Below are 24,679 nucleotides of genomic sequence, written 5' to 3'. Positions count from 1 at the left end.
TCTTCCTCCGGAAGAGGCTTCACGGGTCCGCAGGATTGCGGACCCGAATGCAGAAAGGCCGGTCAAGTCCGCTTCCCATGCGGACGCCGGCCTTTTTCATGGAGTATGGAGCCCGCTTTCAGCGGACTTCAAAATCTCCCGGTTCAACCCCGAAGCGGCGGGCGAAGATGACCGCGATCTCATGCGGAATCGTGCGGACGCCGCACTCGAAGTCGGAAATCCGGGTCTGCGTGGTTCCCGCAATTGCCGCCGCTTCCTTCTGCGTCATGCGGCATTCCGTGCGCAGGCGCTTCAGGAGCTTTCCCGGCAGTTCGCGGGCTGCGTTGTCTTCCGGCGACGCTTTGCGAAGAGGCGGACGCGAGCCGTTCGCGAGCCCGACGAGCGCAGCGAGCGCGGTCTCCCATGCGTCGGCATCGCTCTCCCCGACAGCGATGCGGAATTCCGTTCTGCCGTCTTCGTTGTCGATTCGCTCGAGCCGGATTGTCATCTCATGGACCTCTTGTTTACACTCGCGGCAGAACGCCGCCCGAGGTATTTTAACAGTCTCACGCCACTCTTCCTTTAAGTCACACTCTCATGTCCATCCGCAAAACACTCAACAACAAGCTTCACGACATCAGGACCGGAATCGGCGACCAGATTGAAGAGCTCAAGGCCGAAATCGACCGCCGCTTCGGGAGCCTCGGCCGGAAGTCCGGCGACGAGATCCTGCGCGCGCTTCCAGAACCCAACGGCATGACGATGCCGCTCATGGAGGCGCTCGAGGAGCGCGAGTCCGAACGGAGCTTCAGCAACGAGCCCCTTCCCGACCAGCTCGTGAGCAACCTTCTTTTCGCGGCCGACGGCATCAACCGCAAGGGCGGGAAGAGAACGACGCCGACGGCCCTCAACTGGCGCGAAACGGATATTTATCTTCTGAAGGCCAACGGCATCTGGCGCTGGGTTCCGGAGCGCCGCGCGCTCCTTTTCTGCGCGCTCCACGACATCCGCGAGGAGTCCTACCTCCTCAACTCTCAGTTCACGCTGCCGCCCCTTGAACTCGTCTACGTCACGAACTATTCGCGCACGAGAAGCTTCATCACGGACGCTGTTGAAACGATTGCGCCGAAGATCCGCAGCGCCGCTTTCAGCGAAGAGGCGATCCGGGAGCTCCGCATCCGCTCGACCAACATCGACGTGGGCGCAAAGATTCAGTCGGTCTACCTCGCGGCGGCAGCCATGGGCTTAAGCTGCGTCGCCCGCACGGGCTTCTCGGCCGAGAAGCTCGCCGCGAAGCTTCACCTCAAGCCCGACGAGGAAGTGGTGGCCGCCCAGTCGGTGGGCTACCCCGCGAAGTCGATTCTCGACCACATCAAGTAGTCCGGAGTCTCCCGGTTTCCTGCTGCTCCATTTATCCATCGCCGCAGAGCTTCTCCCGCCTGCGGCGATTTTCTTTTCCCGGTCCGGGCTTTCCTACTGGCCGACGCGTCCCGTTACGCGGCCCTTTTCGTCGTACTGCCTGCCGGTCCGGGGGTCCGTGCGGCCTTCGTAGCGCCCTTTGGAGTCGTAGCGCCTGCCGTCCTCCGTCACGCGCCCGGTGCTGCGGCCTTTTTCATCGTACATGCGGCCGGAACTGTCGATGCGTCCCTGGTAGCGGCCCTTTGAGTCGTAGAGGCGCCCGTCCTCCGTGCGCCGCCCCTCGTAGCGCCCGCGCGCATCGTACTGCTCTCCGTTCTCTTTAACCCGTCCCTGATAGCGCCCTTTCTCGTCGTAGATTCTCCCGGGCGGGTCCGTGAGCGAAAGCGCCTCAGCGGTCGTCGCGGGGAGGATCGCGAGAGAAAGAAGCAAGCCGCCCGCGGCGGCGAGAAGCGTTCGTCTCGTGGTCTTCTGCTCATCCATTTCTGCATTCTCCTTTTCCTTGCTGGACGTTTTTTTATTCTGCATCAGGCAACGCCAATTAATGACGCAGGGACACTCAATTCGGAGATACACCTCAGAAAACCGCGGGATTTCCCTCATTCCGGCGTGCTACGATGCGCACCGAAGAAATCCATTCTTTTCTCTCTTTCCATTTCCCCTTTATGACTGCCCCGCAGCGCGCACGCTCAGGCTTTCGCGCCTGGCTTCCCGTCATCGGCCTCGCCTTTGCCGCCTTCGTCTTCAATACGTCGGAATTCCTGCCTGTCGGCCTCCTTCCCGACATGGCGAAGAGCCTCAATGAAACCGTCTCCTTCATGGGACTCGTGATCACGGGCTACGCGTGGGTGGTGTCGATCATGTCGCTCCCGCTTGCGCTTGCGACCGCGAAGTTCGAGCGCAGAAAGCTCCTCCTCTTTCTCCTCGTCGTCTTCGCCTGCTGCCACTTTGCCGTCATCTTCGTCGACAGTTTTGCGACGCTCTATGCAACGCGCGTGGGCGTCGCCCTCACGCACTCCGTCTTCTGGTCGATCATGACGCCGCTTGCGGCCCGCATGGCGCCCGCGGGGAAGCGCGCCGTGGGGCTTGCGGCCGTCATGGGCGGCACCATTGTCGCGACCGTGCTGGGCGTCCCGATCGGCACCAAGCTCGGGCACCTTTTCGGCTGGGCCGAATCCTTCTTCATCATCGGGCTCGGCGCCGCAGTCTGCTTTGCGCTCCTCTGGATGGTGCTCCCCGAATGCCCGAGCACCAAGGCGGGATCCGTGAAGAGCCTCCCCGTCATTCTGAAGCGCCCTGCGCTCCTGCAGCTCTATGCTCTCACGGCGATCACGGTGCTCGGCCAGTTCACGGCCTATTCCTACATCAGCCCGATTCTGCAGCATGAGGGCGGCATGCTTGAGAACGACGTCGTCAACGTGCTTCTCATCTACGGGCTCGCGGGCATCATCGGAACCGTCATCAGCTCGAAGACGGTCGACCGCTTCCCCTCGGGGTCTCTCACCGTTCCGCTCGTCCTCCTTGCGCTTTCGCTCTATCTCCTTGTTCCGCTCTGCTCCTCCTGGGGCACGCTCCTGCCGCTCATTCTCGTCTGGGGCGCCGCGCAGACGGCGATCTGCATGGCATTCCAGACCGTAGTGCTTAATGTGGCTTCGGACGCGGCCGACGTCGCCACGTCGCTCTATTCCGGGATCTTCAATATCGGCATCGGCGGGGGCGCCTTCGTGGGAAGCCTCGTGTCGCAGCACTTCGGCTTTGCGCCCGTAAGCTTTGTGGGCGGCGGCTTCATCACGGTCTCGGCCGTCTTCTGCCTCGTGCTTCTCGCGAAGACGGGCTCTGCAATCCTGCCGCACGAGGACCTCTCGCGCGAACCCGGCACGGCCGTTCCGGAAGCAACCCGGAAAAAGGCCTGATCAGACCGACATCCGCGTTTGATCTGAGGAACCATAAAAACGGGCGGAAGCTTCAGCAGAAAGCGCCGCCCGTTTTCCTTTCGTCAGAGGAAACGAATCATCAGATGCGGATGCGTTCCGGCTCCGCGTCGTCAAAGCGCGTCTCGATCACGCGGAAGCCCTGGGATTCGAGGGACGCCCGGCCGTGCTTCGTCGTGATGAGCGATGCGCCCCTGCCCGTCAGCTCGCCCTTCTTCATGACGGTTCTGCCGCCCACGATCGTTTCCACGACCTCCTGGGTTTCAAGCCGGAAGAGCGTCATGTCGGCCGCGGCTTCGCCGGGGGTCAGATGCCCGCGGTCGAAGAGCCTCAGATGGCGCGCGGGATTGAGCGACGTCTTCTGCACGAATTCAGCGAGCGTGAGGGCGCCGAACTTAACGAGTGAAAGACCGATCGAAATCTGCACGTTTCTCGGGATGCAGCCGCCGTCGGTCGAGATTGCGTCGACCACGAAGGTCCCGTCAGGGCGCTTTGCCTCTGCAATCATCAGGCGCGAGAGCGCGGGATTGACGGGGAAGCTCCCTGCGGTCTTCGTGCCCGCAGCCTCCCAGAGGCGAATCGCCTCCTCGCCTCCGGCAAGGTCGGAAATGATTCCGGTATCGCGCACGACGAAGAGAACGCCCTTTCTGATGGCGCCGCGGATGCCGTCCGCCGTAATCGGGAAGCCGTAGGTTTTGAGGCACGTGCGCGTCACGTGGTCGATCACCTCGCCCTTCTCGTCGCAGGTAAGGATCGTGCCGTTCATCGGGCTTACGTACCCTTCGGACCAGATGTTGGGATTGTCGACAAGGAGCCGGATCGCTTCGGCCGCTTCCTCTTCAACCGGATTGATGCGGCCGCGGCAGTAGGCGTTGATGTGGGCGAGGTGAAGCTTCAGGCCCTTCACGGCGTCGATCACCTCGCGCATGCCTTCAATGTTGGAGCCCGCAGTGGTCGACCCGGCATGCCAGGCAACGTAGACGCCCATTTCGTTCGCGATCTCAACCACGTTGCGGCAGGTTTCGAGCGGCAGCGGCCAGTGGCCGCCCATGAGCTTCACGCCGACGGAACCCGCTTCAACGGTCTTTTCAAGCCAGGAGCGGATCTCTCCCCGCGAGGGCGTGAGCGTCCCGAAAACGGCGTCGGGCGAAAAGCCTTCAATGGAGGCGACGTTGATGCCGGCGCCCGCATAGGGAATAGTTCCGAGAATGTCGGTAAAGGGACCGGCCATGTCGAGGCAGGTGGTGACGCCCGCGAGCGCCGCCATGCGCTGACCGTAGGCCGAGCCGAAAACGCTCCCGAGGTGAAGGTGCGAATCAATGAGGCCCGGCATCAGCACGAGGCCGTCGGCTTCCTCATCGAGCTTTGCCCGGCCGGCGAGCGACGTCGCCACGGCGGCGACGCGTCCGTCCTCGACCGCGACGTCCGCGATGCCGTCAAAGCCGTTCTTCGGATCCACGACGCGGGCGCCGCGAATAATTCGATCCCACATGCTTGCTCTCCTTTCTTGTTACGGACGAGCCTTGCCGCCTCACTTCCTGAGACGTTTTTCCGGGGAACGAATGCCCGTCCTTTTGATTTGCGGGAGTCAGGGTCTGATTCCCGCCGAATCCTTTAATGATGCTCCCAAAATGCCGCTCTCAGGAAGATCTTCCTCAATCGAGGCGGCGGGATTTGCAATCGCCTGCGTTTTGCCGGCGTAGATGCCCGCCCAGCCGCGCACTCTCGCCTTCATCTCAGCGACGCCGAGGACCCCCATGGCAAACCCCTTCCGCACGAGTTCCCCGGGCACGAATTCATCGTACTTCTCAAAGACCGGAATCTCTCCGGGATAGAGGAGCTCGAGCGGATCGTGGAGGTTTTCGGCCGCCTCGTAGATTGCGCGGAAGAATTCCGCCGCACCCGCCTTCATCCTGAGAAGAATGAAGTAAGGGCGCGAGGCGTCGAAGCTCTTCAATCCGATCCTTCGGGCCGCATGGAGGCGAATGAGGCGCTCGAGCGCAAGGAAGGGATAAGTCCCGAGCCAGGGCATCAGGCACCAGAGGCCTTCCCCCAGGGGGATGAGCGGCGTCTCCGTCGCCCGGGCCCGGAAGGCCGCGAGTCTTCCCTCGTGAAGGCGCTCGCGCGCGCCCTTCATGAGGTAGGGATAGTCGGCGTCGGAGCGGAGCACCGCGCACATCTTTTCCAGAATGTACGTATTGATGTCGCCCGGGCAGAGCCCGAAAAAGGCGGGAACGGTGCCCTCAACCCGCGAGCACCAGACGACGTGGCGCTTCAGGTCCACGTCCTCGACGCGCCAGACATGCCCCGCGATGGCGATTTTTTCCCCGGCAGGTGGCGGCCGCACGATGGTGCCGAGCTCTTCGGATTCGCAGCGCACGGAAAACTCTTCATTTTCCTGAAAGACCGCGTAAAAACGGAAGCTCGCGAGCTGCCGCTCGCCCTGAAGCCCCACGATGAGGCCGCCCGTCTCGGTGCGCTCGATCTGGTCGCTCGCAAGCAGCCCCCGCAGGAGGACCTTGTAGTCGTCGGGCGAAATCCTGCGGAAAGCCGAGAGCGTCAGCACGCGGCCGGCGAGTTCGGCGGGCTTCATTTCGCCTTCGGACGCGAGCGTCATCATCGTCTGGTGGTAGAGAAGGCTGTAGGGAAGGCGGTCGAGCTTCGGCGGCTCCACCCAGCGGTCCTCGCGGTAGCACTCCACAACGGCAATCGCCTGCAGAAGCTTCCAGGGAATCGTTTCCGGAAGCATCGCCCGGGGTTCGGGTTCGTCCTCGCGGATCACGAACCACATTTCGGGCGGCTCGCCTCTGCGGCCCGTGCGGCCGAGGCGCTGCAGGAACCCCGAAACCGTAAAGGGCGCATCGATCTGAAAGGCGCGCTCGAGGCGCCCCACATCGATCCCGAGCTCGAGCGTTGCCGTCGTGCAGGTGGTGACGCGCTTCTCCTCATCCTTCATGAGCGCCTCGGCGTCCGACCGGATCGCAGTCGAGAGGTTCCCGTGGTGAATGGCGAAGCGGTCGGGCTCGTGCCGAAGCTCGCAGTACTTGTGCAGGGTCGAGGTCACGAACTCGCACTCTTCCCGGGAATTCGAGAAGACGAGGCACTTTCGCCCGCGCGTATGCTCGAAGATGTAGCCGATGCCGGGGTCCGCGCCGCCGGGCGCGAGGTCTGATGCGCGCGAGAGCTCTTCCTTTTCCGCCGTGCCGGGATGCGCCACGGCGCGGGCGTCGGAGGACACCTCCGTGACCGATGCGTCGGGCGCGCGCTTTTCTTCGCCCCCAGCCCAGAAATGCTCCATAGAGAGCCGCCAGCGCACCGGAGGCGAATCCACCTTCGGCACAATGGCGGGGCGCTTTGAGCCGCTCCGGAGAAACTCCGCCGCAAGCGTCGTGTTGCCGATCGTGGCCGAGAGACCGATGCGGCGGGGCTCCGTTCCTGCGAGGCGCGAGAGGCGCTCGATGAGGCACATGGTCTGAAGCCCCCGGTCGCTTCGCATGTGAGAGTGAATTTCATCGATCACGATGAAGCGGAGGTCGCCGAAAAGCGTCGGGATCATCGCGTGCTTTCTCAGAAGCATTGCTTCAAGCGACTCGGGCGTGATCTGCAGCACCCCCGAAGGGTGCTCGAGGAGCTTCTTCTTTCTGGACTGCGCGACGTCTCCGTGCCAGGACCAGACGGGAATGCCGCCTTCGGCGCAGAGGTCGGTCAGGCGCTCAAACTGGTCGTTGATGAGGGCCTTCAAAGGTGCGATGTAGAGCGCTCCCACGGAAGCGGAGGGATTCTCTGAAAGAAGCGTGAGGATCGGGAAAAAGGCGGCCTCGGTCTTCCCGGAAGCGGTTGATGCCGTGAGGAGCACGTGCGCATCGGTATTGAAGACCGCATCCCCGGCCGCCACCTGGATTCCGCGCAGGCGCTCCCAGCCGTTCCTGTAGATGAAGTCCTGCACGAAGGGCGCATAGCGGCTGAAGATGGACGGCATGACGTTTCCCTCTTACTCAGATGTCGAATTCCGCGAAGAGTTTTTCCTTATCCCTGTCCGCTTCCGCCTTCTCCGCGGGAGCGAATTCGCCGCTCTTAAAGAGCGTCTCCACCGTGAGGTCCGGATGCTGCATGAAGAGGTTGAGGGCCTCAATGAAGTCGCGGATGATTTCGCGGGGCGTGAGGTGGCTCGACGCTCCCTCGCGGTCGTATTCGATCTCGAGGAACCGCGCGAAATCCTTTTCGCCGAGCCTGCAGGGGTAGCCGTAAAGCCCGGCATGCATGTGCGCGAGCTTTTCTATGAGAACGAGCAGCTCCTCGGTCGTGAGGGGCTCGAGCCGGATGACGGGGGACATCAGATCCTGACGGCCTTCCTCGCTGAAGCGCCCGGAAGCGAGGCGCGAGCGGAGCGCCTCGTAGCTGAAGAGCCCCCTGCGCTGATCCTCGACCGCCTGGGGCGTTCCGCCCATCAGGATGCCGAGATAGCGCGCGCGGCCCTGCAGCGCGTCGTTGTAGATCGTGAGGACCTTTTCGTAGTTGTACTGGCGCGAAATGCTGTTGGGGATCTTGTAGAGGTTGACGAGCTCGTCGATGAGAACGAGAAGCCCCGAATAGCCCGCACCCCGCAGAAAGAGCGCGAAGATCTTCACGAAGTCGTACCAGTTGTCGTCCGTGACGATGAGATTGACGCCGAGGTCGCGCTTCGCGTCGGCGCGCGTCGCGTATTCGCCGCGCAGCCACTTGACGATATTGGCGCGCACCTCGTCCTCGCCCGCGGTCATCGCGCGGAAATAGCGGACGAGGAGTGCCGAGAATTCATAGCCGTGCACGACTTCGCCGAGCTTTGCGATCTGCGCGAGGATGCGGCTCTCGCCCTGCGCGAGATAGGCGGGATTGCCGGGGGGAATGTTCTCTTCAGCGAGCCCGGCGCGGATCGCGCTCATCCAGCGCTCGAGAATGAGGGTGAGCGCCCCGCCCTCCGGCATCGTCTTCGTGGCGAGGTTCTGCATGAGCTCCTTATAGGTCGCGAGCCCCTGCCCCTTCGTCCCCTGAAGGCGGCGTTCGGGCGAGAGATCGGCGTCGGCCACCACGAACCCGCGGTCCATCGCATAGGCCCGTATCGTCTGGAGGAGAAAGCTCTTCCCGCTCCCGTAGCGGCCGGTAATGAAGCGCACCGAGGCGCCCCCTTCGCTCACGATCTCGATGTCGGACAAAAGCGCATCGATTTCCTTCTTGCGGCCTACGGCAATGTAGGGGAGTCCGATGCGCGGCACAACGCCGCCCTTCAGGGCATTCAATACCGTGCGGGCAATGCGTTTCGGAACTTTCTGCTCTTGAGCCATGTTTTCTTTGAAATGTTGATTTTGACTTCTAAAAAACGCCTTTAAAGCCGCCGTCAGGAGCTCTGAAGCAGCTCCCGCAGATCCTCAGCATAGTCTTCAATGAGGGAGAGCTTCCCGCCGACAACCTCAAGGAATGCGTCGCCGAACGCATCGTAGAGCTTTTCGTTGAGGCGGTCGGCCGTCATTTCGGGAGAAAGCCCGCCGGGGAGATCCGAAGGGAGGCTTCCCGCGAGAAAGCTCTCGAGAAGCGCCCGGTCCCCGGGAGAGAGCGCATCCGGACCCTCCGAAGACGCCTGAGGAACTTCCTTGGGCTCATCGGCTGAAGGCGTGCCTTCGCGAGTATCGCCCATCGATGCGCCGGCTTTTGTCGCAGCGAATGCGCTTTTTTCGGGTTCGTCGACGCCTCCGGACGCGGCCGCCTCCGGCAAAGCGGTTTCCACCCCGGGAAGCGCTTCTTCGGAAGGCTCCTCAACAATCAGCTTTTCCTGCGTTTCAAGCGCATCCGCACGAATGCCGGCCAGCCGCCCGAAATCAAGCTGCCGCACGGGGTTGGCGGCCTTCCGCCTCGCCTCATCCCAGTCGCCCAGCACCTCGCGCACGGCGCGGGTGAGTTCGCCCGTCGGATCGGAAACGGAGAGCTTTCTCCGACACCCAAGGGCGCTGCGGAGCTCCGCATCCGCCGTCTTCAGAAAAGCGCTGATCTCCGGCAGCGTCGCGCGCTCGGGGAAAAGCTCCTCAAGCCGCCAGGATCCCTTTTCGCAAATCCAGCGCTTGAAGGGCGAAATCGTATAGATGCGATCTTCCGGGCGGCGCGAAAAATCAAAAACGGCGGAAGCGAAAAGCTCTGCATTTCTTATATAGCGCGTGCCGAACCAGCGGTTGGTGCCGAAGACGCGGCGGTCCTTCAGCTTTCTGAAGCTTTCGAGCACGAGCCGCTTCAGTTCGCTTTCGTGCCCCGGCCAGAAGGAGGATTTTTCAAGCTTGTAGGATGATCGCGCGCAGAGAAGCTCGAAAGTTTGTTCCGCAAATTCCGGATCGGCATCAAAGTTGACGCCGGTCTCGAGCTTCGCCACAACGTCGGCGGTCGTGCGGTCCGCTATCGGCACGTATTCGCGCCGCATGAGACTCTGGTCGAGCCCCTCGTAGACCACCAGGTCGTCGAGCCACTGCGGAACATAGCGGTCGAGCGTGAAGTCGAGTTTGCGGTATTCCTCCCAGAAGGCGGAAAGCTTTTCAAAAGCATCCAGAGGCCCCGAGGCGCCCGCGCCGTTCAAAAGCTCGTAGACGTGGACAAAAGCAAAGGAGACCGGAGCTCCCATCTTTCGCTCGCCCGCCTTCCAGCGCGTGCGCCAGGAAAAATAGGAAAGAAGCTGAGGCCCGGACATGCGGGCGTAAGTCGGGTAGTAGGCCGAAAACCACGACCGATGGAGATCCGGGAAATCCCAGTCCGCCATGAATTCCGCCTGAAGCCTGAAGACCCGCTCCTCGCCCTGGCCGTTCGCCTCCGCCCGGGCGCCGAGCTCAAGCATTTTCCGGATGCGCTCCGGAAGGGCTCCTTCCTCAGCCCGCTTAGCCTCGAGCCGCTCCTCGTGCCTCGGAATGATTTCATCGGTAAAAATGCGGTCTTCCATCCTCAAATCTCTCTTCCTCTTTTAAGACGAAAAGAATACCCGCGAATGCGTGCTATCGCTCCGCGCGTAAACCTCCCGGCTTCCGCTACGATGTATTGATCAGGACTTTGCGCGAGGAAAAGAAAATGGAAATGCTCGATAAGGCCCAGCCGGACCTCAGTCTCGACGAATTAAGGTTTCTCGTTACGCTTTTTGAAACGCAGAGCCTCACCCAGGCGGCAAGCAGCCGCGGCCTCAGCATGGGAGCGGCCTCGCGGCGCCTCTCATCGCTTCGCGCAGCCTTTCAGGACGAACTCTTCGTGCGTGCGGGCCTGCAGATGCTCCCGACGGCGCGCATGAGGGCGATGCTTCCGAAAGTTCTGAATCTCCTCTCCCTCACCCAGTCGCTCTTCAGCAGCGACGCCTTCGACCTCGCCAACACCCGACGCACCGTCAGAATTCTCGGCGTCGACAATGCCGTCATGACGATTCTCCGGGAAGCCATCGGACGGTTCGCGAAGGACGCCCCCAACGCGACGATTGAAATCAAGGCCATTGATCCGCAGATGCTCGAACTCCTGCGCACAGGACGGGCGGACATTGCGATCTACCCCCTCAAAACCGTGCCGAAGGACTTCCATGTGGTCGAGCTCTACCACTCCCGCCGCGGCATCCTTGTGAGAAAGGGCCACCCGCTGATTGACCTCTACAACAAGAAAGGGCACCTCAACCCCGAGGATCTCCGTCCCTACCGCAAGGTGGAAATGAATAATGCGGGAGCCCCCGACTTCGGGCCGTCCCTTGATGCGCAGCAGGAGGTCGGGCTCGCCATGCCCTACTATCTCGCCGTTCCCTATGCGCTCATGGAGACGGACTTCACCTACATTGCGCCCGTCCTTACGCTCCTCAACTTCCTTCGCGACGACCGCTACGAACTGCGCATGCTCCCGGCGCCTCAGCAGATGAGCGCCTTTACGCCCTCCGTCGTCTGGCATAAGGGCACGCACTCCGACCCCTTCCTGCAGTGGGTGCGCGGCGTCATCGTCGGCAGCGCCAGAGCTGAAGCAAGGCGCCTCGGCGTTGTCGAGGAGCCCGACCGTTAAGCCGTTGCCTCTGCTTGCATATTTTGCAAAGCGCGGGTTTCTTCGGGATGCATGCTTTCTCAGAGGCGATTGCCTTCAATTCGCCCTCATTTTTCTGCGGAGCATTCTTCATGCGCTCACTTCTCTTCACGGGCACGGTTCTCGCGCTCACGCTGCTTTCTGGCTGCACGACCTACGTGCAGGTATCGAGCGACCCGGAAGGCGCCATGATTTCGAGTGCAGAGGGCTCGACCACCTACGGCAGAGCCCCCGTCAGCATTCCCTTCGACAAGGATGCGTTGGAAGCCTCGGGCGGCCGGATCCCCGGATTCATCGCGACGTGGCCTTCCGGCGCCCGTGCGGAATCCGAAAACCCCTACACCGTGATGGACTTCCGCTACGGCGCTCAGATTGAACTCAAGCGCCCGGAAAATGCGCCGGGGCTCGATGAAGACCTGAAGTTTGCGCTCGGCCGGGCTCAGGAGCGCGCCCGGGCGGCAGAGGCCGAAAGAGACCGCATGCGCCTCTACATGGACAACACCTGGTTCTGGGGGCCGCGCTTCGTGCCGGGCTTTTACTACTGGCCGTGATCATCCTCCCGGCGGCAGGTCCGGCGGGGCCTCAGGAATTCCGCCTCGAAGGCTCAAGCCACACGCACGTCCTGAGGAAGACGCTGCCGACCTTCGCGCTGCCGCGAGCCCTCAAAATTTAAATAAGCCTCAAGCTTATTAAAGAAATGAGCCGATTTCTTTAATAAGAGATCCTCTTCCCGGTCGTTATTAAATTTAGGGGAAGCCTGAAGAGAGGCATTCTGAAGAAAATAGGCCGGCGCGCAGGAATCAAGCGTCTGTTCTCACGCCTCCTGCGCACCCTGAAAAATCCTGCAGACTAGGTTGTTTGGCGTAGCTTTCTTCCTTTTCAATAGGAAAGCGAGCGAAAGAAGCATGCTGCTGGCGAAATGTAAATAAACTTTTCGCAACACGCCCGTTCCGTCTGAACACTCCCGACGATTGAGCCGGTTCGGCGCTTCTCTCCCTTCCGATGCTTCCACCAGGCATCGCGATCACGCCAATCAAGCATTCAAGAGGAAGCCATGGCCGGCTGCATACTCTCGCTCCTCGTGACCATCTTTATGGTCCGCTACCTCCTCAAGCACTTCAAGCCTCAGTTCGTTCTCTTTGCGGGCGGCCTGATTCTGCTCTTCGCCGCCATCATTTTTTCGAAGTTTGGTCTCATTGACGGCGCGCTGAAGCTCCTTCCCAACAAGGTCGCGTCCACGGGCTTCGAGCTCTTCGACCCCTTCAAGTGCATCACCGCCATCATGAGTTCGCGCGTTGCCGGACTCGGCCTCATCATCATGGCGGCAGCCGGTTACGCCAGATACATGTCCCTGATCGGCGCCTCCGCCCGCATGGCGGACTACCTCTCGAAGCCGCTCTCCAGGCTCAATTCGCCTTATCTCGTTCTCGCCTTGAGCTATTTCGTCGGTCAGTTCATGAACGTCTTCATCCCGAGCGCCTCGGGCCTCGCGATGCTTCTCCTCGTCACGATGTACCCGGTGCTCGTGCGCCTCGGCATCTCTCCCTTGTCGGCGGCAGCGCTCATTGCAACCTCCGGGTGCCTTGATCTCGGTCCGGCATCGGGGAACGCCAACCTCGCGGCGAAGTACGCCGGGCTCGACACGATGAGCTACTTCATTTCCTACCAGATCCCGGTGTCTCTCCTCGTGGCGCCCACCATCGCCATCCTGCACTTCTTCGTGCAGCGTCATTACGACAAGGTCGACGGCGACTCCGCCTGGGTGACGACGGACGGCATCGAAACCAAGGAGCTCGACTTCAAGGGCGCGCCGGGCTTCTACGCCATTCTTCCCGTTATTCCGCTGGTTCTCCTTTTCATCTTCAGCCGATACGTCTTCTCCGGCATCAAGCTCGATGTGCCGACCGCCATGTTCATGTCCTTCATGATCGCCTTGGTCTGCGAATGCCTGCGCCATCCGCCCAAGGAAGTCTTCCATAAGGCGATGGAATTCTTCGACGCCATGGGCAAGCAGTTCGCGCGCGTCGTGACGCTGATTGTGGCGGGCGAAATCTTCGCGCAGGGCCTGATGGCGACGGGCACGATCCAGTACCTGATCGAAGCCACGAAGGGTCTCGGCCTCACGGGCATCGCCGTCATGGTGGTGCTCACGATCTTCATCACGATTACGGCGATCGTGATGGGAAGCGGCAATGCGCCCTTCTTTGCCTTCTCGCCTCTCGTTCCCGACTTCGCGCGCGAATTCGGCGTGTCGAGCCTTCTTCTTATCCTACCCATGCAGTTTGCAACGAGCCTCGGCCGCACGATCAGCCCGATCACGAGCGTCATCATTGCGGTCTCGGGCGGCGTCGGCATTTCGCCCTTTGCCATCGTCAAACGCACGATGATCCCGATGGTCGGCGCACTCATCGTCACCATGATTGCTTCCGCGATCTTCTGCTGAAGCGTCTGACGGCGGCCCAAGCGTGATGCCCTGATGCGTCAATCGGCCAGGGCGGTCTTGCGCCGCCCATCACGGCCTCATTCGAAATGCTGCGGGTCGCCCGATCCGCAGCCTTTCCTTTGAATTTCTTCCGCCGTCAATCTCTTATCTGATCCTTCGAGGAGTCCGATTATGAAAACCTCTTTTATTGCCACCGGCGACAGCTTCATCACGCGCCACATTGCGGCCGACGGCTACGAAGGCTTTGACGACCTCAGGGCGCTCATCGAAGAGCACGACGTGAAGTTTGCCAACCTCGAAATGACCTTCCATCGACAGGAAGGCTGGCCGGCCGCGGCATCGGGCGGCACATGGGCGATGACCGATCCTTCGATGCTCGACGACATGCTGCGCTTCGGCTTCAACCTTTTCAACACGGCGAACAACCATTCGGGCGACTTCGGGCAGGAGGGCGTGAGCGCCACGATCAGGCACCTCAACGAGAGAGGCATGACGTTTGCCGGCACCGGCAATACGCTTCAGGAAGCGTCTAGCGCGTGCTTTCTCGAAACCCGGGAAGCCCGCGTAGCACTGATCGGCATCACCGCGACCTTTGATCCCGCAGCCGCTGCCGGAGGCCAGAGCGGCACCATGCGCGGCCGTCCGGGCCTCAATCCGCTCCGCTTCAGAACCATCCACCATGTCAATCCGGAACACTTTGAAATGGCGAAAACGCTCGCCGCCGTTTCTCAGATCAACGCCAAGGCGGAATTGAGCATCAGGAACGGCTACCGGCCTCCGTTCCCGGAAGGCACGCTTCCTCTCGGAAGCATGTTCTTCGCGCTGACGGACAAAGAGGAATACAACGAAACGGTTCCGAACGAGAAGGATCTCGCCCGCACGATCGATGAAATCCGCAGCGCCCGCGCTCAGGCCGACATTGTTCTCGTGAGCCTTCACGCGCACGAAATGCGAGGCTCCGACTCGACCGTCGCCGCAGAATTTCTGGAAACGTTCTCCCGCGCCTGCATTGATGCGGGCGCAAGCGTCGTCATCGGGCACGGTCCGCACGAACTCCGCGGCATCGAGGCTTACAAGAACGGCCTGATTTTCTACAGCATCGGGAACTTCATCTTTGAAACCGAAACCGTGGCGCTCCAGCCCTTCGACGCCTTCAGCTCGAAGGGGCTTCCCATCGACATGAAGATCGGCGACTACATGGACCACCGTTCGAAGAACGGCACCTGTGGCTACATCGTGCAGGAGAACATCTGGCGCGCTGTCATGCCGAGCTGGACGATCGAGGATGGAAGAATCAGGGACGTGCGTCTCTATCCGATCGATCTCGCCCAGCACGGAACGAGATCCCGGCGGGGCATTCCGACGCTCTCCCATTCGAATGCCGCGCTCGAGCACCTCCGGAAGCTCTCAGAACGCTACGGTACCGACATTGAAATCCGCGATGGCGTCGGCTGTCTGAAGCTCAATCAGGATGCGGCGCCTTAAAGCCGGCTGACGATCAAGCGCAGCCGGAACTTCTTCAAGTTCCGGCTGGAAATTCTCCTCTCTCAGAATGAGAAAGGAGGAAAAATTGGAGGACGCCGCCCGGCGACCAGGCATCAGCGACTCGAGCCGATCATCCGAAGCGTGCCGCCTCCGACAAGGCAGTTTTTCCCACGGAAGACGAGCCCATAGGCGTAGTACTTCGCGCAGCCCATATGGTCGAAGATTTCGCCGTATCTTTTCTCTTCGATCTGCGCCAGAGCCGAATTGAGAACGCTCGTCATATTTTCATCGCGCCCGGCGCGCTTGATTTCCAGGACAACGCCCGTCTTTTCCGAACCGGCTCCCGAATCGAAGACAATGTCGGCATAGCCGTCGCCCGCTTCGATATTCGACTTGAAATTCTGTATTTGATCGCCTGCGGAAGCCAGAAGCGCAGAGAGAAACCCGTGATAGTAGTTCTCAGCCGGAGCTCTGGATTGAGCGTCGCGCACCGAAACGTAAGTTCTGAGGAGCGGTGCGAGCACCGATGCCATCCCATCCACATCGCCGGAAAATGCGGATTGCACAAGCCTCGAACCGTGGCGAGCAAAGGAGCGATTTTCTGCCGAGTACCGAGCAAGAACACGTTCCTTGAAAGTCTGACGAATTTCCTCATTGGGGATTCTCAGGAGAAAGCGCTTCGGACCCAGCCGTTCTGCAACGGTTAAGTAGCCCGTAAAGAGAAGAAGCGTCCAAAAGTCTTCCGACTTGTGAAAAGCCATGTCCGCGTAAGTGAGCTGCTCATTAATCTCGACTTCAATGACGCCGCCGTCAACCAGCATTTGCATTCTGTCGGCATCAGCATCGGACAAAAACCCAAGAAATTCATCAATAACGATGTTCCCGCTTGTCGCCGTCCAGTAATTTTCCGGCACTCGGGCCGCCGGATCTGAAGTTTTAGCGGCTTTGCTGCAGAAGCTGATCAGATCCCAGGGCGAATAAATTTCCTGCCTTCCGAAACGGTATCCGTCGTACCAGTGCTTCACTACATCACTAACCGACCCGAGGTCGTAGTACCGGAGCATTTCGTTCACTTCATCCGGCGTGAATCCCATGGCAGCTGCCAGCGCCGGGTCATTCTCCGTGCAGACAGTGTTGGCCGTGAAATTGTTGACGCCCGTGAAGATGCTCTCCTTGCTGACGCGCAGACACCCGGTGAAGACGGCTTTTTTCAATACAGGACGACCATTGACGATCGGCCCGGTTTCCGGCTTCACCGGGTCAAGGAAAGCTTTCAGAAGATCGCACATTTCGGAAAAGTATCCGCGCTCAGCAGCCCTCGCGAGCGGAACATCGTACTCATCAACGAGGAGCACCACCTGCTTTTCATAATGCTTTGCGAGCATCGCGATCATATCGCCAAGGAAGCTCTCAGCTAAATCAAGATTCGACAACTCGCGCATGAACATCTGTGAGGAGTAGTTCCGCAGCATCGTCTTTTCTTCATCGCTTAGACGAGGGCTCTCGAGCAAGTACTCATGCCTTTTTGCCTCCGTGACAAGCTTGCGGGAGAAGCTCCGATATGCCCATTGGAAATTCTGTCCCTCAACTCCTTTCAAAGAAAGAAAAATGACGGGAAACTGTCCAAGGAACTTTTCGCAGAAAGGCTTGTCCTCGGCAATCTTCAGGCCCTTAAACCATGCCTGCTGCCTTGTTTTACCGCCCGAAGTCTCGGGATTCATCGTGAGAAAGGCATTGAGTGTATCCATGAAAAGCGTCTTGCCGAAACGGCGCGGCCGGGTAATGAGATCCACGAAATGGCCCGACTCCATCACCGCCTTAATGAAGGCCGTTTTATCGACATAGTAGTTTTCATCCTCGATCAGAGTAACGAAGGACGAATTGCCGACTACGAGCGTTTTTTTCATAGCGAGTTTCAAATGCTGCAACAGGTGATTTTGAGTCTATCACGAGCCTTTTTGCACCCGACCGTCCCTCGCGTTCGCTGCCGCCGCATGCTCCATAACTTTCGAACGCAGTCCCGAAGCAATCGCATTCATACTCTTTTAGAGGTACTAAATCAAGCTTTGATTCAGCGTTCCATGCCGCACGGTTTCCCCTCAAATCCAACCTGCGCGAGCAGCACTCATATCGCTCCCGAACGCTGTCTCAGGGTTATTCCTCCTGTTTCCCTGCCGTCGGATGACGGCATCAAAAAGAACGTTATTTCTTGTTTTATATGGCATTTTATGTAAATAAGAATCATTCTCAAAATATTCTTGCGAAAACAACAACTTAGCTTTCAAATTCTGTATGGCGCAATCATCGGGAGATTAAGAAACTAAGCCGAAAGACGTAGAGAAGCGGCTTCTAAAAGATCAGAACAACAGAGAGCCGCACCTGCTTCCGTCTCAACGGGTTGCCTCATTCCTCACGCGAAGGCAGACCGCAAGCGTTTCCCGTCACCCAGGAGTCCAGCCATGGAATTCCCCAAAATCTCCCGCCGAAGCTTCCTTGAAGCAGCTGCCGCCACAGGCGCCGCCGCGACGCTTTCCGGAACGATCTCGGAAGGTCTTGTGCCTGCCGCAAAGGCTGCCGTACCCGGCGCCGCTCAGGAAGGCGAAACCAAAATCGTCAAGACCTGCTGCCGCGCCTGCATTCACAACTGCGGCGTTCTCGCGCATGTGCGCAACGGCCGCGTCGTGAAGCTCGAAGGCAACCCCGAATACCCGATGTCGAAGGGCTCGCTCTGCGCCAAGGCGCTTGCGGGCGTAAGCGCCCTCTACCACCCGAACCGCAACAAGTACCCGCTCATGCGCGTGGGCAAGCGCGGCGAAAACAAGTGGAAGCGCATCTCCTGGAAGGAAGCGGTCGACATCATCGCCAACAAGCTCGAGGAAGTCCGCCGGCAGTACGGCGCTGAATCCGTTCTCGTGACGACGGGCGGCGGCGGCAACCCCGCCTTCCGCGGCATTCCGCGCTTCTGCAACGCCTTCGGCACCCCCAACTGGTACGAGCCCGGGTGCGCGCAGTGCTATCTCCCGCGCACGCTCGCCTACGACCTCATGTACGGCGGTCCCTCGACCTCAATCGCCGACGAATCGGCCCGAGAAATCTACAACCCCAATACGGAAATCAAGACGCTCGTCCTCTGGGGCACGGACGCCTCCTACAGCTGCACCGCGGGCGGCGGCCGCGCCCTCGTCGAACTTCGCGCCAAGGGCGTGAAGACCATTTCGATCGACCCGCGCTTCCAGCCCGATGCCGCGAAGTCCGACATCTGGCTCCCGATCCGTCCGGGCACCGACGTTGCGCTCATGCTCTGCTGGACGCGCTACCTGATCGAAAAAAAACTCTATGATCATGAGTTCGTGCTCAGGTGGACGAACCTTCCCTACCTCGTCAACGCGGAAACGAAGCGCCTCGTGCGCGCCAATGAGCTCGATCCGGCAGCAGACGCGAAAACCTTCGTCGTCTGGGATGCCAGGACGAAGAGCCCGAAGGCGATCCGCTATCCGTGGGATGACGCGCTCGAACCCGTGCTCGACGGCGAATTTGAATTCCAGGGCGTGAAGTACAAGACGGGCTTCCGCTGCCTCCGTGAACGCGCCGAGCCCTGGACGCTCGAGAAGGGCGCTGAAGTCTGCTGGCTCGATGCCAAGAAGATTGAGGAAGCGATCCTCATGTACGCCGACGGCCCTGCGGGCATCGCGCTCGGCGTTGCGACCGACCAGACGCCCAACTCCGTCCAGGCCGCCATGGGCTCCGTCATCCTCAACGCCCTCATGGGGAACGTGGAGCGCCCGGGCGCCCTCATGCAGAGAAATCCCTCGAGCAATGTGGTACCTGCCGGTAGTCTCGCCACGCGCTGCTCCTACCTCCTTCCCGAAGGCCAGCTCACGAAGCGCCTCGGCTCCAACGAACATAAGGGCCTTCTCCAGTGGGACGCCGGCCAGCCTTCGGCCATCCTCAACGCGATCCTCACCGAAAAGCCCTATCCGCTCAAGGTGTGGCTCGAACGCTCGGGCAACAAGTTCGGCGTCAACGGCAATGCCGCCTCCTGGGTTCCCGCACTCGAGAAGATGGACCTCGTCGTTCACATGTACATGTATCCGACATCCTTCTCGAAGTTCGCCGACATCTTGCTCCCGGCGCGCGAATGGCTTGAGACCAACATGCTCGTCGAATGCATGAACATGGTCTTCGCCCGCCAGGCCGTGGCGCACGTCTGGGAGACCGAGGACGAAACGCTCTTCTGGTCGAAGCTCATCAAGCGCTGCGCCGAACTCGGCAACGAAAACTGCAAGCGCGCCTGCGATCCCGCCTTCATGAAGGACGACCTTGCCTACTGGGATTCGATGGAGGAGCTCCTCAACGGGAGACTCAGGCGCATCAACATGACCTGGAAGGAGCTCCTCGAGCACAATCCGGTCACGTACATGCCCTACGAGAAGTGGAATTCCTACTACGTCTACAAGAAGACGGATCCGAAGACGGGGCTCCCCCAGGGCTTCAGAACGCCCACGAAGAAGCTCGAGCTCTACGGCGACGTCTTCATCGAACTCGGCCGCACCGGCAAGCCCTATGCGCTCCAGAAGCTCCCGCCCGTCGAGAAGGACTACGACCCGCTGCCCTACTACCTTGAGCCGGCGGAAAGCCCCTCGGGCGAGATTGCGAAGAAGTATCCGCTCGTCCTCACGAACGGGCGTCTCCCGATGTACCACCACGGGACGCTGCGCAACATTCCGTACCTGCGCGAAATCTACCCGGTGCCCGAAATCTGGGTGAACCCGGAAACGGCAAAGAGCTATGCCGTGACGACGGGCGACTGGGTCTGGGTGGAGTCCCTGCGCGGCCGCATCCGCGGGAAGGTCCGCCTCACCGAAGGCATTCCGCCCCGGATCGTCTACATGGAGCGCTTCTGGTTCCCGGAAACGCTCGACACGAAGACGGGCGGCTGGCAGGAAGCAAACGTCAATGTTCTCTCGAAGAACGACGCCCCTTTCAACGACATGGTCGGCACCTACACGCTGCGCGGCTTCCAGGTGCAGATCTCGAAGGCGCCCGGCGCTCCGGAAGGCATCTGGCAGAAGCCCGAGGACTTCAAGCCCTGGCTCCCGCAGCCCACCGACACGACCCCTGACGCGAAGTTCTGACGGAGACAACGATCATGACCCAGAAAACAATGGTTATCGACCTCGACCGCTGCATCGGATGCTTTGCGTGCGAAGTCGCCTGCAAGCAGGAAAACAACGTAGCCCTCGGCGTGCACTACAACAAGGTGCTCTCGATCGGTCCGATGGGAAAGTTCCCTGAGATCAAGCAGTACTTTCTCCCCTCCATCTGCCAGGGCTGCAAGGACGCCCCGTGCGTGAAGGTCTGCCCGACGGGCGCGACCTACAAGACCGAGGACGGCCAGATCCTGGTGGACAAGGAAAAGTGCATCGGCTGCAAGATGTGCATGGCGGCCTGCCCATACGGCGCCCGCTCCTACAACCCGGAAACGAACGTGGTTGAAAAATGCACGCTCTGCCAGCATCTTCAGGCCGTTGGCGAACAGCCTGCGTGCGTGAAGGTCTGCTGCGCCAAGGCGCGCTTCTTCGGCGACATTGATGATCCGGAAAGCGATGTGTCGAAGGTCATTGCCGCGGCCGGTCCCGAAAACGTGCATTCGATGCCGGATTCGGGGAACCACCCGACCGTGCGTTACATCCTGCACAAGAAGACGGGCGACTGGCAGGCCAACCCGCCGAAGATGCTCTAAGCGGGGATTGCCGGCATGACGAACGCGCTCTCGCTCTTCACGCTCCTCTTCTGCGCCACGCTCGGCGCCGGAGCCGCACTTGCGCTCGCCCTAGGCGAATGCATGGGAGTGAGAGCGCGCGCTGTAAAAAGAACGGCGCTCGCGGCGCTCTTTCTCTTCATTCTCGGAGGCTCGGCCGCGGCCTTCTCCTTCGGGCGGCCCGAACTCATCTTCGGCGTCCTCAGGAACCCCGGCACCGGGCTTTTCCGGGAATTTGCGAGCCTCGGCGGCGCCCTCGTTCTTCTTCTCCTCTACCTCGTCCTAACCGGCCGCGGAGCGCTTGAGCGAACGACAAAGCCCGCTGCAGCCCTCTCCGGCATCGCCGGCACGCTTGCCGCAGTCTTTGCCGCGCTCTCCCTCTACATGCCCTGGCGCGCGGGCTGGCACACGCTCGCCATGGGGCTTCCCGCTTTGGGGTGGAGCATCTCGGCCGGCGCCGCCATTTTTCTTCTCATCGCCGACCTTGAGGCCCGGCGGGAGGATTTTGAGGAGGAAGGGAAGAACACGCTCCGCGAGGGCGCGCTTCGGATGATTACCTTCGCGCCGCTTCTTCCCGCATTCGGCCTTCTCATTTTTCTCGCGAGGCTCGGGTGGGGTGAAGCGCCCTCCGATGCGCCGACGGCCGGGAGGTTTCTCACGGGCGACCTCGCGCTCCCCTTCTGGATGGGCGCGCTCCTCTCGGGCATTATTTGCCCCGCACTCATCGCCCGGGCGATTCGAAGGAGCGTTCAATCGAAGGCAGGAAAAGTTAGAGGGATTGCCGCACCTGCGCTCCTTCTCACGGTTCTCGCCGCCCTCGGCTCCGCAGCCTTCAGCTGGAGCGTCCTCAAGCTCGGCGTCCCTGAGTGGCGCTTCTTCTGACCATCCATTCCAACCGACTTCACTTCAAAATGAAAGAGCTTCTTCCCTTCTTCCAGAGCCGCTGCGGCCTCTACGTCTTTCTTTCCCGCGTCTTTGAGACGGAAATCGACGGAACCTTCCTCGAGAAGATCCGCTCGATGGACTTCACGGCCGACTATCCGAGCGAAGCGATGAAGGAAGGCGCCGCGAAGCTCGGCGACTGGCTCAAAAACCCGGGCGGCGACCCGCTCACGGACCTCGCCGTCGACTATGCCCGCATCTTCATCGGCGCCGGCGTCACGGGCGGAAAGGCCGCCTATCCGTACGAGTCCGTCTATACGAGCCCTCAGGGCCTCGTCATGCAGGAAGCCTGGGAGAAGGTCTGCGCAATCTACCGCCGCCACGGCCTCGCACGGAAGGAGCACTCCGACATTCACGAAGACCACATTGCGCTCGAACTCGACTTCATGGCGCAGCTCTGCCGCGACGCGATGAAGTTCGCTGCCCGCGGGGATTCGGAAGCCGTGACTGCAAGTCTTGAAGCGCAGGCCTCCTTCCTCGAGGACCATCTCCTTAACTGGACGAAGGGCTTCGCCCGCGACGTTGAACGCTATGCCGAAAAGCCCTTCTACCCGGCCGTTGCTCAGTTCATGCGAGGGTTCCTGATCGTGGACGGAGCGCTTCTGAAGGACCTCCTTCAGGAACTCAAAAACGACGGAATGCCGCAGGCAGAAGCCTGACCGGCAATAAGAAGAAGGACCCCGACATGCCGGCCGAAAGCCAGAAAAAATCTCCCCAGAAATTCGATCGCCGCGGACTTCTCGCAGGGTCCGCCGGCGCGGCCGGCCTTCTTCTCCTCGGCACCTGGGGAAGCGCCGAAGGGGAACCCCATCTTGTTCGTCCGCCCGGATCCGTTTCGCCCGAAGGCTTCCTCGCCCGGTGCCTCAGATGCGACCGCTGCCGCAGCGTCTGCCACACCAATGTGATCGGCGCAGGGAAGCTTTCCGACGGGATCCTCGCGCTTCGCACGCCCGTCATGGATTTCAGGCTCGGGTTCTGCGACTTCTGCGAGAAATGCGCGGAAGTCTGCCCGACAGGCGCCATTGCCGCGTTCGACCCGGAAACGGCAAAAATCGGACTTGCGGAAGTCACCGACTCCTGCATTGCGCTCAGAACCGGCGCCTGCACCAAATGCCATGAAGCCTGCCCCTATGAGGCGATCGACCTCGATCCACGGAACCGCCCGATCGTGAACGCAGAGAAGTGCAACGGCTGCGGAAAGTGCGAGCTCATCTGCCCCTCGCACGTCTACCAGTCCTGGCGCGGAGAAGCGGAGCGCGGCATCGTCGTGAGGCCGCTTTCAGCAGCATCGTCGAATGAAGAGGGAGGCAGCAAATGAAAATTTCATCCAAAGTACTCCGCTCCCTCACGGCGATTCTTTTTCTCCTTCTCACTGCCGCGGGGCTTCTCTGGCATACCGGCTGGGGAACGCTCTCGAGCTTCGGCTGGAAGGACATTGCGCTCATCTGCCCGCTCGGCGCCATAGAAGTCATGCTTGCCGAGAAGACCTTCATTCCGCAGGCCTTCTTCGGACTCGCTGCCGTTTTCCTCATCTGCACGATCTTCGGGCGCATCTTCTGCGGCTGGGTGTGTCCCGTGCCGCTCCTGAAGCGCCTTTTCAGGAAGCGCGACGAAGTCCGGATTGATGAGCAGAAGACCAGGGAAGCGCCAGGCGCTCCGCATGAAGAAAAGACTGAGGGATCCGCCGCCGTTCCTCTTGCTTGCGCGCAGTCCTCTCCGGCGAACTGCGCCATGGAAGCTGAGCCCGCTTGCAGCGCCTGCGCTTCAGTCAGGAAAGCGCACGCTGAAACCGAAAAGTCTTCCCGTTCCTCGGGCGCCCGGAATGCCGGTCCTCTCGCCGTTCTCGCGGGCGCGCTCGCATCGTCCGCAGTCTTCGGCTTTCCCGTTTTCTGCCTCATCTGTCCGGTAGGCCTCACCTTTGCGCTTCTCATCGCGCTCTGGCGGCTTTTCGAGGTGAACGACCTCTCCTGGTCGATCGCGATCTTTGCGGGCTTTCTTTTCCTTGAAATCTTCGTTCTTCGCCGCTGGTGCGGGAACTTCTGCCCGCTCGGCGCCCTGATGACGCTCCTCTCGCGCTTCAACCGGACGCTTCGTCCGACGGTGAGCCGGGCCTGCCTCAGAGAGTCGAAAGGCCTCAACTGCCGCGTCTGCGCCACGGCCTGTCCCGAAGGGATCCGGCTTACGGAGCCTGACGGAGGCTCAAGCCATGCGCACTGCACGAAATGCCGGCGCTGCGCCGAAAGCTGCCCGGAAGGCGCCATCACCTTTCCTCTGATTCCGGGGAAAGTGGAGCTTTCAGACGCTCAGAATCCGCGATCACAGCGCCGGACGGGCGCGGCGCTTGAGCTCGAAAAGCGCCGCACGACATTCCTTCCCGCCGTCGGCACCCTGACGCTCTCCGAAATGCGCGAACAAAGCGCACGCTGCATCGAATGCGGCGCGTGCGTCAGGGCCTGCCCGCAGCACCCCGACATTCCGGCCTGGATGGCGCTCCTTCGCGAAGAACGCGTGCGCGACGCCGCGCTCCTGATGCTTGAGAAAGGGCGGCTGCCGGAAATCTGCGGCCGCGTCTGCCCGTCGGAGCGCCTCTGCGAATCAGCCTGCCCCGTCGCAGGAGGCGCCGTCCCGATTGCCTCGCTCGAGCGCGCCGCGGTTGAGCGCGTCCTTGCG

General features: G+C 60.9%; 19 protein-coding genes. 12 read left to right on the top strand and 7 right to left on the bottom strand.

The features are described 5' to 3' along the window. Positions 1-118: 118 nt before the first annotated feature. Entirely contained in the window at positions 119-487 is a 369-nt protein-coding gene (locus GBM95_RS01205; RefSeq protein WP_152157423.1) for a helix-turn-helix domain-containing protein, read from the bottom strand. Positions 488-576: 89 nt separating this feature from the next. Here GBM95_RS01205 and GBM95_RS01200 point away from each other — a divergent pair, with 89 nt between their 5' ends. Next, the gene (locus tag GBM95_RS01200) at positions 577-1,359 is read left to right on the top strand and encodes a nitroreductase family protein (RefSeq protein ID WP_152157422.1); all 783 of its coding nucleotides are present in this window, start codon (positions 577-579) and stop codon (positions 1,357-1,359) included. 93 nt (positions 1,360-1,452) lie between these two features. Here GBM95_RS01200 and GBM95_RS01195 read toward each other — a convergent pair whose 3' ends face one another. Continuing rightward, positions 1,453-1,878, bottom strand: a complete 426-nt coding sequence (locus tag GBM95_RS01195; protein WP_152157421.1) for a hypothetical protein — start codon at positions 1,876-1,878, stop codon at positions 1,453-1,455. A 182-nt stretch (positions 1,879-2,060) separates the two neighbouring features. On the opposite strand from GBM95_RS01195, the gene GBM95_RS01190 reads away from it, so the two are divergent. Next, the gene (locus GBM95_RS01190) at positions 2,061-3,308 is read left to right on the top strand and encodes a sugar transporter (RefSeq protein WP_152157420.1); all 1,248 of its coding nucleotides are present in this window, start codon (positions 2,061-2,063) and stop codon (positions 3,306-3,308) included. A gap of 100 nt (positions 3,309-3,408) precedes the next feature. Here GBM95_RS01190 and GBM95_RS01185 read toward each other — a convergent pair whose 3' ends face one another. The 4 genes from GBM95_RS01185 to GBM95_RS01170 all read right to left on the bottom strand — a co-directional run bounded on the left by GBM95_RS01185 (position 3,409) and on the right by GBM95_RS01170 (position 10,278). Beyond that, positions 3,409-4,818: a dihydroorotase gene (locus GBM95_RS01185; RefSeq protein WP_152157419.1), complete on the bottom strand. Its 1,410-nt coding sequence runs from the start codon at positions 4,816-4,818 to the stop codon at positions 3,409-3,411. 96 nt (positions 4,819-4,914) lie between these two features. Further along, complete coding sequence (locus GBM95_RS01180) at positions 4,915-7,305, bottom strand: DEAD/DEAH box helicase (RefSeq protein WP_152157418.1); 2,391 nt, start codon at positions 7,303-7,305, stop codon at positions 4,915-4,917. 16 nt (positions 7,306-7,321) lie between these two features. Continuing rightward, on the bottom strand, positions 7,322-8,647 hold the full coding sequence (locus GBM95_RS01175; RefSeq protein WP_152157417.1) for an ATP-binding protein: 1,326 nt from the start codon (positions 8,645-8,647) through the stop codon (positions 7,322-7,324). Between the two features lie 53 nt (positions 8,648-8,700). After that, entirely contained in the window at positions 8,701-10,278 is a 1,578-nt protein-coding gene (locus tag GBM95_RS01170; RefSeq protein WP_152157416.1) for a TerB N-terminal domain-containing protein, read from the bottom strand. A gap of 125 nt (positions 10,279-10,403) precedes the next feature. On the opposite strand from GBM95_RS01170, the gene GBM95_RS01165 reads away from it, so the two are divergent. The 4 genes from GBM95_RS01165 (at position 10,404) to GBM95_RS01150 (ending at position 15,306) form a co-directional block, all read left to right on the top strand. Continuing rightward, a complete protein-coding gene (locus GBM95_RS01165) occupies positions 10,404-11,360 on the top strand; it encodes a LysR family transcriptional regulator (RefSeq protein WP_152157415.1) in 957 nt (318 codons plus the stop codon). Positions 11,361-11,470: 110 nt separating this feature from the next. Next, positions 11,471-11,929 carry a hypothetical protein gene (locus tag GBM95_RS01160; RefSeq protein ID WP_152157414.1) on the top strand — a complete coding sequence of 153 codons (459 nt, stop codon included), beginning with the start codon at positions 11,471-11,473 and terminating at the stop codon, positions 11,927-11,929. 503 nt (positions 11,930-12,432) lie between these two features. Continuing rightward, on the top strand, positions 12,433-13,821 hold the full coding sequence (dcuC, locus tag GBM95_RS01155) for a C4-dicarboxylate transporter DcuC (RefSeq protein WP_152157413.1): 1,389 nt from the start codon (positions 12,433-12,435) through the stop codon (positions 13,819-13,821). 171 nt (positions 13,822-13,992) lie between these two features. Then, positions 13,993-15,306, top strand: a complete 1,314-nt coding sequence (locus tag GBM95_RS01150; protein ID WP_152157412.1) for a CapA family protein — start codon at positions 13,993-13,995, stop codon at positions 15,304-15,306. A 113-nt stretch (positions 15,307-15,419) separates the two neighbouring features. Here the strand turns inward: GBM95_RS01150 and GBM95_RS01145 are convergent, their stop codons facing one another. After that, entirely contained in the window at positions 15,420-17,213 is a 1,794-nt protein-coding gene (locus GBM95_RS01145) for an AAA family ATPase (protein WP_152157411.1), read from the bottom strand. Between the two features lie 552 nt (positions 17,214-17,765). Here GBM95_RS01145 and GBM95_RS01140 point away from each other — a divergent pair. From GBM95_RS01140 to GBM95_RS01115, 6 genes are all read left to right on the top strand, one after another. Beyond that, the gene (locus tag GBM95_RS01140) at positions 17,766-20,441 is read left to right on the top strand and encodes a molybdopterin-containing oxidoreductase family protein (RefSeq protein ID WP_152157410.1); all 2,676 of its coding nucleotides are present in this window, start codon (positions 17,766-17,768) and stop codon (positions 20,439-20,441) included. Positions 20,442-20,455: 14 nt separating this feature from the next. Next, complete coding sequence (locus GBM95_RS01135; protein WP_139688890.1) at positions 20,456-21,049, top strand: 4Fe-4S dicluster domain-containing protein; 594 nt, start codon at positions 20,456-20,458, stop codon at positions 21,047-21,049. A 15-nt stretch (positions 21,050-21,064) separates the two neighbouring features. Continuing rightward, positions 21,065-21,949, top strand: a complete 885-nt coding sequence (locus tag GBM95_RS01130) for a polysulfide reductase NrfD family protein (RefSeq protein ID WP_152157409.1) — start codon at positions 21,065-21,067, stop codon at positions 21,947-21,949. Further along, on the top strand, positions 21,934-22,668 hold the full coding sequence (locus tag GBM95_RS01125; RefSeq protein WP_226963103.1) for a TorD/DmsD family molecular chaperone: 735 nt from the start codon (positions 21,934-21,936) through the stop codon (positions 22,666-22,668). Before GBM95_RS01130 ends, GBM95_RS01125 begins: the two co-directional genes overlap by 16 nt. A gap of 26 nt (positions 22,669-22,694) precedes the next feature. After that, positions 22,695-23,327, top strand: coding sequence for a 4Fe-4S dicluster domain-containing protein (locus tag GBM95_RS01120; RefSeq protein WP_152157408.1), 633 nt, complete (start codon positions 22,695-22,697; stop codon positions 23,325-23,327). After that, positions 23,324-24,679, top strand: a 1,356-nt coding sequence (locus GBM95_RS01115; protein ID WP_152157407.1) for a 4Fe-4S binding protein, incomplete at its 3' end; no start/stop codon positions are given. The genes GBM95_RS01120 and GBM95_RS01115, both read left to right, overlap by 4 nt.

It is taken from the genome of Sutterella seckii (genome assembly GCF_009183815.1).
GTDB classification, from domain to species: domain Bacteria; phylum Pseudomonadota; class Gammaproteobacteria; order Burkholderiales; family Burkholderiaceae_F; genus Sutterella; species Sutterella seckii.
This window is presented reverse-complemented; position numbering and strand designations above follow the sequence as displayed.

Bases quoted from the DNA above. Each gene is read 5' to 3' on its own strand.
- GBM95_RS01175 (WP_152157417.1), bottom strand. From the start codon at position 8,647: ATGGCTCAAGAGCAGAAAGTTCCGAAACGCATTGCCCGCACGGTATTG.
- GBM95_RS01135 (WP_139688890.1), top strand. From the start codon at position 20,456: ATGACCCAGAAAACAATGGTTATCGACCTCGACCGCTGCATCGGATGC.
- GBM95_RS01150 (WP_152157412.1), top strand. From the start codon at position 13,993: ATGAAAACCTCTTTTATTGCCACCGGCGACAGCTTCATCACGCGCCAC.
- GBM95_RS01130 (WP_152157409.1), top strand. From the start codon at position 21,065: ATGACGAACGCGCTCTCGCTCTTCACGCTCCTCTTCTGCGCCACGCTC.
- dcuC (WP_152157413.1), top strand. From the start codon at position 12,433: ATGGCCGGCTGCATACTCTCGCTCCTCGTGACCATCTTTATGGTCCGC.
- GBM95_RS01185 (WP_152157419.1), bottom strand. From the start codon at position 4,818: ATGTGGGATCGAATTATTCGCGGCGCCCGCGTCGTGGATCCGAAGAAC.
- GBM95_RS01145 (WP_152157411.1), bottom strand. From the start codon at position 17,213: ATGAAAAAAACGCTCGTAGTCGGCAATTCGTCCTTCGTTACTCTGATC.
- GBM95_RS01120 (WP_152157408.1), top strand. From the start codon at position 22,695: ATGCCGGCCGAAAGCCAGAAAAAATCTCCCCAGAAATTCGATCGCCGC.
- GBM95_RS01165 (WP_152157415.1), top strand. From the start codon at position 10,404: ATGGAAATGCTCGATAAGGCCCAGCCGGACCTCAGTCTCGACGAATTA.
- GBM95_RS01195 (WP_152157421.1), bottom strand. From the start codon at position 1,878: ATGGATGAGCAGAAGACCACGAGACGAACGCTTCTCGCCGCCGCGGGC.
- GBM95_RS01160 (WP_152157414.1), top strand. From the start codon at position 11,471: ATGCGCTCACTTCTCTTCACGGGCACGGTTCTCGCGCTCACGCTGCTT.
- GBM95_RS01180 (WP_152157418.1), bottom strand. From the start codon at position 7,305: ATGCCGTCCATCTTCAGCCGCTATGCGCCCTTCGTGCAGGACTTCATC.
- GBM95_RS01170 (WP_152157416.1), bottom strand. From the start codon at position 10,278: ATGGAAGACCGCATTTTTACCGATGAAATCATTCCGAGGCACGAGGAG.
- GBM95_RS01200 (WP_152157422.1), top strand. From the start codon at position 577: ATGTCCATCCGCAAAACACTCAACAACAAGCTTCACGACATCAGGACC.
- GBM95_RS01140 (WP_152157410.1), top strand. From the start codon at position 17,766: ATGGAATTCCCCAAAATCTCCCGCCGAAGCTTCCTTGAAGCAGCTGCC.
- GBM95_RS01190 (WP_152157420.1), top strand. From the start codon at position 2,061: ATGACTGCCCCGCAGCGCGCACGCTCAGGCTTTCGCGCCTGGCTTCCC.
- GBM95_RS01205 (WP_152157423.1), bottom strand. From the start codon at position 487: ATGACAATCCGGCTCGAGCGAATCGACAACGAAGACGGCAGAACGGAA.